The organism is Lactobacillus sp. UMNPBX19, from assembly GCF_002553805.1.
In the GTDB taxonomy this organism is placed as follows: domain Bacteria; phylum Bacillota; class Bacilli; order Lactobacillales; family Lactobacillaceae; genus Lactobacillus.
Genome location: NZ_PCYR01000007.1, coordinates 65,458 through 78,993, shown reverse-complemented (window position 1 = coordinate 78,993; position 13,536 = coordinate 65,458). Strand labels below are relative to the sequence as shown.

At 34.7% G+C, this 13,536-nt stretch carries 14 protein-coding genes; 12 read left to right on the top strand and 2 right to left on the bottom strand.

Annotation, left to right across the window (positions count from 1 at the left end; genetic code table 11):
* Nucleotides 1-97: 97 nt before the first annotated feature.
* A complete protein-coding gene (locus CP370_RS03565; protein ID WP_004895357.1) occupies nt 98-391 on the bottom strand; it encodes a hypothetical protein in 294 nt (97 codons plus the stop codon).
* A 160-nt stretch (nt 392-551) separates the two neighbouring features.
* Between CP370_RS03565 and gmk the strand changes: the two genes are divergently transcribed.
* The 10 genes from gmk to CP370_RS03515 are packed head-to-tail and all read left to right on the top strand — an operon-like array spanning nt 552 to nt 11,083.
* A complete protein-coding gene (gmk, locus tag CP370_RS03560; RefSeq protein ID WP_087284716.1) occupies nt 552-1,166 on the top strand; it encodes a guanylate kinase in 615 nt (204 codons plus the stop codon).
* Nucleotides 1,167-1,169: 3 nt separating this feature from the next.
* Nucleotides 1,170-1,388 carry a DNA-directed RNA polymerase subunit omega gene (rpoZ, locus tag CP370_RS03555; RefSeq protein WP_004897072.1) on the top strand — a complete coding sequence of 73 codons (219 nt, stop codon included), beginning with the start codon at nt 1,170-1,172 and terminating at the stop codon, nt 1,386-1,388.
* Between the two features lie 54 nt (nt 1,389-1,442).
* Nucleotides 1,443-3,839 carry a primosomal protein N' gene (gene priA, locus CP370_RS03550; RefSeq protein ID WP_087713109.1) on the top strand — a complete coding sequence of 799 codons (2,397 nt, stop codon included), beginning with the start codon at nt 1,443-1,445 and terminating at the stop codon, nt 3,837-3,839.
* A gap of 21 nt (nt 3,840-3,860) precedes the next feature.
* On the top strand, nt 3,861-4,805 hold the full coding sequence (fmt, locus tag CP370_RS03545; protein WP_087713108.1) for a methionyl-tRNA formyltransferase: 945 nt from the start codon (nt 3,861-3,863) through the stop codon (nt 4,803-4,805).
* Entirely contained in the window at nt 4,798-6,120 is a 1,323-nt protein-coding gene (rsmB, locus tag CP370_RS03540; protein ID WP_012845926.1) for a 16S rRNA (cytosine(967)-C(5))-methyltransferase RsmB, read from the top strand. The genes fmt and rsmB overlap by 8 nt, the downstream gene beginning before the upstream one ends.
* A 2-nt stretch (nt 6,121-6,122) precedes the next feature.
* Nucleotides 6,123-6,875: a Stp1/IreP family PP2C-type Ser/Thr phosphatase gene (locus tag CP370_RS03535; RefSeq protein WP_004895348.1), complete on the top strand. Its 753-nt coding sequence runs from the start codon at nt 6,123-6,125 to the stop codon at nt 6,873-6,875.
* Nucleotides 6,876-6,877: 2 nt separating this feature from the next.
* Nucleotides 6,878-8,866, top strand: coding sequence for a Stk1 family PASTA domain-containing Ser/Thr kinase (gene pknB, locus CP370_RS03530; RefSeq protein WP_087713107.1), 1,989 nt, complete (start codon nt 6,878-6,880; stop codon nt 8,864-8,866).
* Complete coding sequence (gene rsgA, locus CP370_RS03525; RefSeq protein ID WP_087284706.1) at nt 8,866-9,759, top strand: ribosome small subunit-dependent GTPase A; 894 nt, start codon at nt 8,866-8,868, stop codon at nt 9,757-9,759. Before pknB ends, rsgA begins: the two co-directional genes overlap by 1 nt.
* Before the next feature lie 8 nt (nt 9,760-9,767).
* A complete protein-coding gene (rpe, locus tag CP370_RS03520; RefSeq protein WP_012845929.1) occupies nt 9,768-10,418 on the top strand; it encodes a ribulose-phosphate 3-epimerase in 651 nt (216 codons plus the stop codon).
* Complete coding sequence (locus CP370_RS03515) at nt 10,415-11,083, top strand: thiamine diphosphokinase (RefSeq protein ID WP_087284704.1); 669 nt, start codon at nt 10,415-10,417, stop codon at nt 11,081-11,083. The genes rpe and CP370_RS03515 overlap by 4 nt, the downstream gene beginning before the upstream one ends.
* A gap of 47 nt (nt 11,084-11,130) precedes the next feature.
* On the opposite strand, the gene rpmB is transcribed toward CP370_RS03515, so the two are convergent.
* Nucleotides 11,131-11,316, bottom strand: coding sequence for a 50S ribosomal protein L28 (rpmB, locus tag CP370_RS03510; protein WP_004895337.1), 186 nt, complete (start codon nt 11,314-11,316; stop codon nt 11,131-11,133).
* 170 nt (nt 11,317-11,486) lie between these two features.
* On the opposite strand from rpmB, the gene CP370_RS03505 reads away from it, so the two are divergent.
* Both CP370_RS03505 and CP370_RS03500 read left to right on the top strand, forming a co-directional pair.
* On the top strand, nt 11,487-11,849 hold the full coding sequence (locus CP370_RS03505) for an Asp23/Gls24 family envelope stress response protein (protein WP_003647521.1): 363 nt from the start codon (nt 11,487-11,489) through the stop codon (nt 11,847-11,849).
* Nucleotides 11,850-11,870: 21 nt separating this feature from the next.
* A complete protein-coding gene (locus CP370_RS03500; protein WP_012845931.1) occupies nt 11,871-13,535 on the top strand; it encodes a DAK2 domain-containing protein in 1,665 nt (554 codons plus the stop codon).
* Nucleotide 13,536 lies beyond the last annotated feature (1 nt).

The following is a 13,536-nucleotide window of genomic DNA, read 5'->3' as shown; positions in this document are numbered from 1 at the left end:
AAAAAAATACCTCATAATTATTAGATTTTATGTCTAACAATTATGAGGCACTTCATTTAAAGTAAAAATCACATTTATACTGAAAAGTCCTTTATTTTTATGCCGTCTCTACGTTAAAAATTTCGTTTAAATCGATTATTCTAATTATGTTGCTGTCATAGCTATCTAATACAAAACGCCCAGCAGAAGTTCTTTTAATTAGCTGACCAATCTCAGTGCATCCATTTTGATAGGTCAGTAATATATATTCTTTATGAAAAAGTGCATGCTCTAAAATTCTAATAATTTTACTTGGGTCTTGTGCAAAAGTAGTAAGCTTATTAATATTATAATTAAAGAAGTAATTATAAATTTGTTTACTATAATTATTAAGTGACTTTAATAAATTCATATCTCATTCCTCTATACATCCCGAACTTGTGTTTGCACTACGTATTATACGAACAAATGTTTTTGATTGCAAGTGGAATTTATATCTCTTTTCGAAACTCTTGAAATTCCTCGTTTTTTAGTGCAATATATTCTTGTTACTATAATTTTTAGGAGCGAAAATGGCACATCAAGGTTTATTATTAGTTTTATCTGGTCCTTCTGGCGTTGGTAAGGGGACCGTTAAAAGTGCAATGGTGAAGCAAAAAGCTTTTTCATTTGAATATTCTGTTTCAATGACTACTCGTAAGCCTCGTCCAGGCGAAGTTAATGGGAAGGATTATTATTTTGTTTCAGAGGACCGTTTCCAAGAAGCAATTAAAGGTAACGAGCTTTTGGAATATAATAAATATGTAGGCAACCATTATGGTACTCCACTTGCACCAGTACAAAAGATGCTCAATGAAGGTAAAGATGTTTTACTTGAAATTGATGTCAATGGAGCAAAACAGGTTCGCAAGTTAATGCCAGATGGCGTCTTTATCTTTTTGACACCACCAGATTTGCATGAATTAAAACATCGAATTGTTAATCGCGGGACTGATTCTGACAAGGTAATTGCCATGAGAATGAAACAGGCACGTAAAGAGATTTTAATGATGGAAGATTATGATTATGCTGTAGTTAACGATACTGTTGCTAATGCGGTGGATCATATTAAGTCTATTGTTGAAGCTGAACACGTGCGTGTACCGCGAGTAATTAATGATTATAGAAATATGGTTAAGGAGGATTAACAGATGAAAATTACATACCCATCTATTGATAAATTGCTGTCTCGAGTAAATTCTCGTTATTCTCTTTCAGTGTTAGCTGCTAAAAGAGCTCATGAGATTCAAGCAGGCGCTCCATTAGCTTTAAAACACTATAAGTCTGATAAAGCAGTGGGCGAAGCACTTGAAGAAATTGCTGCTGGTAAAGTTACAATTGATCCTGAGCATCGTGAAGATATTGGCTAGAATCTTTTCCTTCATTGTTAATCAATGAAGGTTTTTTAGTAGGTGATAAGATAAATGATTGCGCAAGTTATTGTAGATGTAGCTGCCAAACAAACTGATCGAGTGTTTGAATATCATATTCCAAAGGAATTAACTGATGTAGCTGTTGGATCAAGAGTGGTTGTTCCTTTTGGTCGACGAAAAGTGCAGGGATTTGTAGTCGGAATCAGTGAAACAACTTCTTATACAGGGAAATTAAAAGATTTACTTGTTGTAATTGATGAATTGCCACCACTTACGCCAGAATTAATTGCTCTTTCTAAAACTTTAGCTGATAAAATTTTTTCATATCGAATTACAATTCTTCAATCAATGTTACCACGCGTAATGAAGGCGAATTATCGGAAAATTCTAGTTCCCCTTACAGATGAAATTAAAGAAAATAGTCTTTTTAAAGGTGAACCGCTTGATTTAAATGAAGTTTCTGATCTTAAGACAATTGTAAAAATTAAAAAGCTTATAAAAAATAATCAAGCTAAGATTGAATACTTAGTTGAAAATAAAGCTAGGAAGAAACAGGTGGCTGCCTATCTTTTGACTAAAACAAGAACAGAATATCAGGAGATTTTAGGAGAGATCAGGAAAACAGCCAAAAACCAGCGAGCATTGCTTAATAATATCGTTGAAAAATATAACGAATATCCAAAATTGGGTTCAACTATTGAGTCTGAATTAGGAATCTCAAGTTCTACATTACGAGCAGCCGAAAAAAAGGGATGGCTGTTAAAAAAAGAGCAGGAGATTTATCGAAATCCATTGAAAGATTTTGAATCTAATGCTAGTAAGCATTCGGTTAGATTAAATTCAGAACAGTTAGACGCCTTAAATTCAATTGGGACTAGTATTAAAGAAAAAGAGGCCAAGACTTTTCTTCTTGAGGGAATTACTGGGAGCGGCAAAACTGAGGTGTACCTTCACGCTATCAGTACAGCTCTTGAACAGAAGCGGAATGCTTTAATGTTAGTTCCGGAGATTTCTCTAACTCCTCAAATGGTTAAACAAGTGAAAGAGCGTTTTGGAGATAATGTTGCTGTTTTACATAGTGGTTTATCTGAAGGTGAAAAATATGATGAATGGCGAAGAATTAGGCGTGGAGAAGCTCAAGTTGTAGTAGGGGCTAGAAGCGCGATTTTTGCTCCTTTAAAAAATATTGGTTTAATAGTAATTGATGAGGAGCATGAATCTTCCTATAAGCAAAACGATACTCCTCGATACCATGCCCGGGATGTAGCTCTATTGAGAAGTAAATTTCATAATTGTCCAGTTGTTTTAGGAAGTGCAACGCCTTCTTTAGCAAGCCGAGCGCGTGCTCAAAAAGGAAGATATAAATTATTACGTCTGACTAAACGTGCTAATCAAAAGTCGCTACCTAAAGTGGATCTAATAGACCTAAAAACTGTTGAATTTGCTGGTGGACAGTTTGATCTATCAATTCCCTTAGTAGATGCAATTAAAGAAAAAATAGCTAAAAAAGAACAAGTTATTTTACTTCTTAATCGTCGTGGTTTTGCTAGTTTTATGCTTTGTCGCAATTGTGGCTTTGTTTTAAAATGTCCAAATTGTGATATCTCGTTAACTTTGCATAAAGATACTGGACAGATGCAATGTCATTATTGCGGCCATAAGGAGCCAATTCCAAGAAAATGTCCAAATTGTCAGAGTGAAAAAATAAGATTTTTAGGTACGGGGACGCAAAAAGTTCAAGAAGAACTGGAAACTTTACTTCCTGACGCTAAGATCTTAAGAATGGACGTTGATACTACTAGACGTAAAGGAAGTTATAAGAAAATTCTTGATAGTTTTGGTAATCATCAAGCCGATATTCTCTTAGGAACACAAATGATTGCTAAAGGACTAGATTTTCCAAATGTTACTTTAGTGGGAGTAATTAATGCTGACACAGCATTATCTCTTCCAGATTTTAATTCTTCAGAAAAAACATTTGATTTACTAACCCAAGTAGCTGGAAGGGCTGGAAGAGCTGAAAAAACTGGTAGAGTTATGATTCAAACTTATAATCCGGAAAATTATGCAATAAAACTAGCCCAAAGCCAAGATTACGAGAGATTTTACCAAAAAGAAATGCAGGTTAGATTTCAAGGAAACTATCCGCCATTTTTTTATACTACCTTAATTACTATTACATCAAAAAATGAACAGTCAGCTGCTAAAGAGGCATTCGTAATAAAAAGAAAATTAATGCGGGAGTTACATGCTCCGACTATTATTTTAGGTCCGACGCCAAGTAGTGTAGCTAAAATTAAAAATCAATATTATTACCAAATCTTGGTAAAATATAAATATGAGCCTAAGTTGCATGATTTGCTTCATCAAATTCAAGATGATGCACAGTTAGCACAAAAACGTGGTTTAAATATATATATTGATAATGAACCAGAGAGAATAATGTAAATTTAGAAAGAAGTTGAATCTATGTCATCAGTTATTTTTTTAGGAACTCCAAATTTTGGTAGTGTCGTTCTGCAAGGATTAATTGAACAAGGGTATGAAATTAAAGCGGTTGTTACTCAACCTGACAAGCGCGTTGGGCGTAAACAAGTAGTCCATCAATCTGCTGTTAAAGAAACAGCTTTGAAACATAATCTTCCAGTTTATCAACCTGCTAAATTGTCAGGATCAGAAGAACTTGCAGAATTAATGAAGATTGAACCAGATTTTATTATTACCGCTGCTTATGGACAATTTTTGCCAACGAAGTTTTTGAAGTCAGCTAAAGTAGCTCCAGTTAATGTTCATGGTTCTCTTCTCCCTAAATATCGTGGTGGTGCACCAATTCAATATTCCGTTTTGAATGGGGATAAAGAGACTGGTGTCACCATTATGGAGATGGTGAAAAAGATGGATGCAGGAGATATTTTTGCCCAAAAAGCTTTGACAATTACAGATGAAGATACAAGTGGTACTTTATTTGATAAGTTAAGTGTTTTGGGAAGAGATCTTCTCTTAGAAACTTTACCTAAGTTTATCGATGGGACGGTTACTCGGACTGCTCAGGATGAGGATAAGGTTGTCTTTTCACCTAACATCTCTAAGGACCAAGAAAAGATAAACCTAACCATGACTGCTAAAGAAGCTAATAATCTAATTCGTGCCCTTAATCCTGATCCAGGTGCTTATTTTATGCTTGGTGGAAAGAGATTCAAAGCTTGGAAAGCAAAGCCATTGACTGAAAAGACTAGTTTTCCAGCTGGAACTTTAGTTACTAATAAAAAGAAATTCGTAATTAGTATGGCTGATGGCAGTCAATTAGAGTTACTTGAAGTTCAGCCAACTGGTAAGAAGAAAATGAATATTAAAGATTATCTCAATGGTCAAGGTAGTCATTTTATAATTGGAGATAAGATAATTGATGAGTAATGCAAGAACGGTTGCTTTGGAGACTTTGATTAAAGTTTTTAATCAAAAAAGCTATTCTAATATTGCTTTAAACAATGAACTAATAAAACATGATTTAAAGCTAGCTGATAAGGCTTTAGCTACTAGAATTGTATATGGTACAATTCAATATAAAATATTTTTAGAGTATCAATTAAAGCCATTAATTAAAACAAAACTACGCGATAGTTTTTTAAAGCCGCTTCTTTTAATGTCTGCCTACCAGTATTTTTTCTTAGAAAAAGTACCAGCAAACGCGATTTTTGATGAGGCAAACAAGCTTGCTAAAAAATATAGTAAGAGAAATAGTGGCAGTTACAAGCTGGTTAACGGAATTTTGCGTGCTTTAGAGCGTCAAGGTAAAATTTTGCCCCCAACTAATGATTTAGTTGAATATTTAAGTATTAAAGAGAGTTTTCCTAAATGGTTAGTAGAATATTTATTAGATCATTTTGGTGAAAATGAAACAAAAGAAATTTTAGTACGAAGTAATCAACCGGCTGCTAATTCAATTAGAATGACTACAAAAGAGTCAGACTTTGAAGAAATCAAAGAAGAATTAAAAAAAGATACTTTTAGTTTTGAAGAGTCTAGTCTAACTCCGCATAATTTAAATTTGAATAAAGGTGGAGTAGCGCAAACAGCTCTGTTTAAAAATGGAAAAATTACTATTCAGGATGCTGCTGCTTCACTTGCTGTGGATGCGTTTGACTTTAAGGGGAGTGAACAGGTATTAGATGCATGTAGTGCCCCTGGTGGTAAGACGGTTCAAATCGCTGAAAACTTGACAACAGGTAGTGTAATTGCTTTAGATATTCATGAGAATAAACTAAGGCTTGTAAGAAATGCGGCTGAACGTCTTCATGTTAGTGATAAAGTAAAGACGAAGGCTTTAGATGCACGAAAGGCGAAAGAATATTTTAATCAAGGACAATTTGATAAAATTTTAGTAGATGCGCCTTGCTCGGGCTTAGGGTTGATTAGACGAAAGCCAGAGATTAGATATGAAAAATCACTAAATGATATTAAAAATTTAGCAAAAATTCAGTTAGCTATTTTGGAAAGTGTGAGTGGACTTTTAGCTAATGGAGGAGAATTGGTTTATTCAACTTGTACCATCAGCTATGAAGAGGATGAAGGAGTAGTTAAGCAATTTCTAAAATTGCATCCCGATTTTGAGTTGATGCCAGTTCAAGTAGGAAAGCTTCCTAAGCAAGAAATGGTACGTATTTTTCCAAGTAGTGACGGCAGTGACGGATTTTTTATTGCAAAATTAAAAAAAAACGAGGGTAAATAATTTTGATTAAAACAGCATTTGCTTCAAGTATTGGTAGAGTCCGAGAAACTAATCAGGACTTTGTAAAGGTATTTAAAAATCAAAATAATATTATTATGGGGATCGTTTGTGACGGTATGGGTGGCCATCAAGGAGGAGATGTTGCCTCAACGATGGCAGTTAGTCATTTAGGTCATAATTTTGAAAAAACAGATTTTACTGATCCTGACTTAGCTCAAAAATGGTTAACTGTACAATTAAGGTTAGAAAATGAAACTATCTTGAATACAGCTGATCGTTTTTCTGATCTAAATGGAATGGGCACCACAATAGTTTTAGCAATTGCCTTTACGGAAAAAATCTTAATTGCCCATCTAGGTGACTCACGTTGTTATCTCTATGGAGGTAATGAATTTAAGCAAATTACTGAAGACCACTCTTTGGTCCATGAATTAGTTAAAATGGGACAAATTACCGAGCAACAAGCTCGAAATCATCCTCAAAAAAATATTATTACTGAAACTTTAGGAGTCTCAAGTACTGTAAATCCAGAATTTGATATTCTTGAAGTGCATGCTGGTGATATTTTTTTGCTTTGTACGGATGGATTAACAAATTCGTTAACTGATCCTCAAATTCAACAAATCCTTGCCACTAAAAATCTAAGTTTAAAAGAGCGTTGTAATAAACTTATTAATGAAGCTAATCGTTTAGGTGGTGGAGATAATATTACTGTTTGCTTGCTTGCCTATGTAGAAAAGGATGGTGACAAATAGCAATGGAAAAAGGCCATTTGCTTGGTGGTCGCTATAAGATTATCTCTGTTTTAGGCGAAGGCGGAATGGCTAATGTTTATTTAGCTGAAGATATTATTCTGCAAAGAAAAGTTGCAGTTAAAGTTTTGCGACTAGATTTGCAAAAGGATCCTCAAACTATTCAACGTTTCCAAAGAGAGGCACTTTCTACTAGTGAATTAAGTCATCCGCATATTGTTTCGATTCTTGACGTAGGAACAGACGGAAATTGTCATTATTTAGTAATGGATTATGTGGATGGATCTGATTTGGAAGAATATATCCAACATAATAATCCAATTCTTTTGCCTAAAGTAATTGATATCATGGATCAAATATTAAGTGCCGTTGCATTGGCGCATAAGCACAATGTGATCCATCGCGACTTAAAACCAAAAAACATTTTAATGGATAAAAAAGGCAATATTAAAATTGTGGATTTTGGTATTGCAATTGCTTTAAATCAAAGCACGATGACGCAAACTAATACTGCAATGGGATCAGTGCATTATATGTCACCTGAACAAGCCCGAGGCAGTATGGCAACAAAACAATCGGATATCTATTCTTTAGGAATAATTCTTTACAAATTATTGACTGGTACAGTTCCTTTTACTGGAGAAAATGCTGTTGCAGTTGCTCTAAAGCATTTCCAAGAAAAAACGCCATCTTTAAGGGATAAAAATCCTAATGTTCCCCAAGCTTTAGAAAATGTGGTTTTTAAAGCAACAGCAAAAGATCCACGTGATCGATATAAATCTGCTTTAGAAATGAAAGCAGACTTGGATACGTGTCTTGATCCAAAACGTAAGGATGAGCCGATTTTTAAGCCCGAGCATGATCCATCTACTGATGAAACTATTGTTGTTCCTCCTCTTGAAGGAAGCGTTCATAATAAAGATCATGAAGTGCAAGCAAAGGAAGAACCTAAAGAAGAAAAAAAGAGTCTGTTTAAAAATCTTAAGGGTCATACATGGTGGTGGTTAGGAGCAATAATTGCATTTTGTGTAATTATGGTAATTCTATTCTTTGCTCTTGGTAGAAAAGATATGGTAGATATTCCTAATCTTAATAGGATGAGCCAAACCCAAGCCAAGAAGTCTCTCCAATCATCTAATTTAAAAATTGGAAAGATTACTTATGAATATTCTGACAGTGTTCCAAAAGAAGAAGTAATTAGAACAGACCCTCCGATTGGATCTCAGATAAAAGATGGAGAAAAAGTTAACTTAGTTTTATCTCGAGGTAGTCGTCTTGTTGAAATGCCAAATGTAATTGGAGAGTCTTATTCTCTTGCGCGGAAACAGCTGGTTAAACTAGGCTTTACTGTTACTAAAACTGAAGAATACTCTCCTAGTCCTAAAAACCAGGTTAATGCTCAAGATATTGAACCAGGCCAGGAAGTAAATCCTAATAAATCAACAGTAACTTTGTTGGTTTCGAAGGGGCCTAGTTCGGCGAGTAGTACCCGATCTAGACGAAATACAATAAAATTAAGAGATATCGTGGGATATTCATTGAAAGGTGCCCGAGATTATGCACGGGAACATCATTTATCACTTAAAGTTGAAGAAGAAGACTCAGATGGTAAAAATGATGGTACAGTTTTACGTCAATCCCCAGAATCAGGTACTGACATGAATCCCGGGGATACGTTAACGATAGTAGTAGCAAAAGCCAAGAAAAACAATTCTACTGATACTTCAAGCAGTTCAACTACTACCACTACTGTTACAAAATCTTATACTATTAATTATCCAGGAAGTGCTGATCAAAGCGGATCAGAAAAAACGCCAGATCATATTCAGGTATATGTTTCTGATGATGGACATTCAATTAATAATATTTACAAAGACATGAACATTACTTCTGAACAAACTTTTACCATTTCGTTTAAGTTAAGCAAAAAAAATGGGCATATAAAAATATTGCGAAATGGTGAAACGATTTTAAATGAGGACGTTAATAAATAATGAAAAAAGCAGAAGGAACGATTATTAGTGCTATCTCAGGCTACTATGATGTCGAAATTGATGATAAAGTAGTTAGAACGAGAGCACGAGGAGTTTTTAGAGATCGTAAACAAAAGCCACTGGTAGGAGATAGAGTAGTAGTTCAACTAGATGATCAGGGAATGAACTATTTAATTGAAATATTGCCACGCGTTAATGAAATAGGGCGGCCAGCAGTGGCAAATGTGTCTAGAGTATTGTTAGTAATTTCCGCTGTTGAGCCCGACTTTTCACTTGAATTATTAGATAGATACTTAACATTTTTTGCTTGGAAAAATGTTGGCGTAGTCATTTATTTGTCAAAATCCGATATTACTTCTTCTGAAAGATTAAAAGATATTCAAACTGAGTTAGAATACTACCAAAGAATTGGGTATCCTGTTTTTGAAGATGCAAAAAAACTGGAAAATGAGGTTCCAAAAATGATCGATAAAGATCAGATTTGGACCTTAGCTGGCCAATCAGGTGCTGGCAAGTCAACATTATTGAATAAGCTGGAGAGTGAAGCAAAGCAGGCAACAGGAGCAATTTCAACTGCTTTAAATCGTGGAAAACATACCACAAGACAAGTAACACTATTTAAATACGGTTCTGGCTTTATTGCTGATACTCCTGGTTTTTCAGCTATTGATCTCTTTAAGATCAAAGTTGATGATCTAAGAAATTACTTTTATGATTTAAAAGAAGCAAGTGTAGAATGCAAATTTAGAGGTTGTCAACATATTAAAGAGCCTGGTTGCGAGGTTAAAAAATTTGTAGAAGAGGGTAAAATAGCGCGCAGTCGTTATGAATCTTATTTAAAAATTAGACAAGAAATTTCTGACAATAGAATGCCAGAGTATTTAAAGAAATAGGTGAAACTATGATAGCACCATCAATTTTGAATGCAGATAATATGCATCTAAGTCGTGATATTAAAACCGCTATTGAAGGTGGTATAGATAGATTCCATATTGATATTATGGATGGACACTTTGTACCTAATTTGTCATATGGACCAGAATTGGTAAAAGACTTTAAGCGCTCTTTTCCGTTAACAGATGCTGAAATTCATTTAATGAGTAATGACTTAGAAACAACATTGCCTCTCTTTGTAGAAGCTGGATGTGATCTTTTAGAATTTCATTATGAAGCAACGGATAATCCAGAATATTGGATAAAATATTTAAAAGATCATAATGTTAGATGTGGAATGGCCATTAATCCGTCTACACCAGTACAAAAATTGCAGCCATTTTTAAAAGAATTAGATCAAGTGCTTTTGATGACGGTGAAACCTGGATTTGGTGGGCAAAAGTTTGAAGAAGAGTCAGTTGAACGTTTAGTTGAACTTAAGAATATGATTGAAGCTGAGAATTTAAGTGTTCCAATTGAAGTTGATGGTGGAATTGAGCCTAAGACTTTAAAGCTTACTAGAGACGCAGGAGCCACAATTTTTGTAGCTGGTTCTTACATTTTTAAAAATGGAAGTATTGAAGATCAAGTTATGAAATTGAAAAAAGAAGATAAATGAGAGCAATTGCATTATTAGGTGGTCCAAAAGAAGAATGGCCACATAATTTAGCCACTGAAATTAAAGAAGCAAGTAAAAAAGGCGCCCTAATTATGGCTAGTGATCGGGGCAGCCTTTTTTTATTAGAGTTAGGGATAGTACCTGACGTTGCCTTAGGAGATTATGATTCATTGACTTTTGATGAAAGAGAAATCGTTGAAAGTAAAGTTAAGGATATGCGTTATTCGAATCCAATCAAAGATTTTACGGATTCTGAAATGTTGTTTTATGCCGCATTTATCGATTATCGAGTTGACAGTTTAACGGTATATGGAGCAACAGGAGGAAGAATGGATCATTTTTTTGTTAATATGTATGCTATGCTGAAAGCTCCGTTTGATAGATTTAAAGAAAAAATTAAATTTATTGATAAGCAAAATATTATCCACTTTTTCGGAAAAGGAAAGCACATACTTCCTTACGAAGCTGATTATAAATATTTAGGAATCGGAACTTTGACAGGAGCTAAAAATTTTAGTATTAAAAATGCGAGATATGATTTACAGTCCATTGATTTGCCCGTACCGACAGTTTATTCATCAAATGAATATTTGAATAGGCAAGCAATAGAGATTTCGTGTGAGTCTGGGACATTAATCGTAATCAATAGTCGAGATAAAAAATAAAAGGGATCAAGAAATATTTCTTGATCCCTTTTATTTTTACTTCTTAATTAGACACGTTTAACCTTACCGGATTTCAAAGCGCGAGCGGATACCCAAACACGCTTTGGCTTACCGTCAACAAGGATGCGAACTTTTTGAAGGTTTGGCTTCCATGAACGCCGCACGGAGTTCAAAGCCTTTGAACGCTTGTTACCAAAGACCGTCTTGCGGCCAGTAATAATGTCTTTTGCCATTTGTGCTAAACCCTCCTTTATGTTGTTGTAGTACTTATTTAATTTATCACAGCTTTTAGAATTGTGCAATATTGTCTTTCCATTTTCTTGAAACTAACATTGTTGATATAAAAGTCTGCTGTGTTAAAATAAATTGAGAAAAAATTGTTCTTCGTTAATGGAGGAATACGATGGCTGTTAAAATTAAAACAAAATATGGCTTAATTGATATTTCAAATAGTGTGATTGCTACTGTCGTAGGTGGAGCAGCTACTTCTAACTATGGTGTAGTTGGAATGGCTTCAAAGAACGCTTTACGGGATGGAGCTTATACTATTTTAAACCGTGAAAATTATCGTCGCGGTGTTGTAATTAAAACTAATGATAATCAAATCGTCGTTGATGTATATATTATTGTGGGTTATGGTCTAAAAATTTCGGAAGTAAGTCACAATGTCCAAGATAGTGTAAAATACAATCTTGAAAATCTTTTAGGCATTAAGACTAAGTCGGTTAACGTTATTGTTCAAGGCGTAAAGATTTTAGACGATTAATGCATTCTGGAGGAGTTAATTGTGGTTTTAACTGAAATTAATAGTGATCAATTCAGAGATATGGTTCGTGCAGCAACTCATCGCATGGGCAAGAACGCTGAATTTGTAAATAAATTAAATGTTTTCCCAGTACCTGATGGTGATACTGGAACTAATATGAATTTAACCATTGAGAGCGGCGCAAAAGCTGTTAATGAAAATCTTAGTGAATCTGTTGGTGACCTAACTGAAAGTCTCTCAAAAGGAATGTTGATGGGAGCTCGCGGTAACAGTGGAGTTATAACTTCTCAACTATTTAGAGGTTTTTATAAAGCTACTGAAGGGAAAGATACCCTAACTGCTCAAGATTTAGCTAATGCTTTTGCAAATGGTGTTACAACTGCATATAAAGCAGTTATGAAGCCTGTTGAAGGAACTATTTTAACCGTTGCTCGTGTTGCAGCTGAGGAAGGTAAAAATAAGGCAAACGAAACTGATGATGTCAGCGAAGTAATGAGAGCGGTAGTTGATGGAGCTAAAAAGGCTTTGAAGACTACGCCTGATTTATTACCAGTTTTAAAGCAAGTTGGAGTAGTAGACTCGGGTGGTCAAGGATTAGTATTTATCTACCAAGGCTTTTTAGAGGGAGTTCTTGGCAAAAAGGATAATGATGATTATCAACTAGATGAAGGTGAAATGGATGAGTTAATTAATGCAGCTCACCACCAAGCTGAATCTGCTCAAGTTCAATTATCAACTAGTGATATTAAGAATGGTTACTGTACTGAAATTATGGTTGACCTAACTGCTGATGTTCCAAATAAAGAAGAATTCAATCTTGACCAATTTAGAGAACATCTATCTAACTTAGGTGATTCACTTTTAGCTGTTTCAGATGGTGAAGTGGCTAAAGTTCACGTTCATACAGAACACCCAGGAGATGTTTTTACATACGGCCAAAAATTTGGACAACTAGGTAAAATTAAGATCGATAATATGCGGATTCAACATGAAACTATCTTAGAAAATAACGAAGAACAAGAAGAAAATGTTGATTTTGCAGTTATTGCAGTTGCTTCAGGTCATGGAATCCGTGAATTATTTAAGAGTGAGGGCGTAAATAGAATTATTTCTGGTGGACAAACTATGAATCCATCAACTAAGGATATTATGGACGCCATTACTAAATCCGGTGCTAAAAAGGCCATTATTTTACCAAATAACGGTAATATTATCATGGCTGCTAAGCAAGCTGCTGAAGTTAGTGAAATTCCGGTTGGAATTGTGCCAACAAAGACAATTTCTCAAGGATTAACTGCAATGCTTTCCTTTGATCCAGATGCTTCAGTAGATGAAAATGTTGAAGCAATGTCTGAAGACCTGGATACAGTTAAATCTGGTGAAGTCACTAAAGCAATCCGTGACACTAAGATTGATGATATTGAAGTTAAAAAAGATGACTATCTTGGAATTGTTGATGGAACCATTAAGGTTGATAATCCAGACTTGGTTGATACAACAGTTTCAATGATTGAAAAGATGTTAGATGAAGATAGTGAAATTATCACTATTATGTATGGTAGTGACGCTACTAGAGCAGAAGCTGACGAAGCAGTTAAAAAACTTAAAGCTACTCATGATGATTTAGAATTTGAAGTTCATGATGGTGGCCAGCCAGTTTACTACTTCTTAGTATCCGTGGAATAAA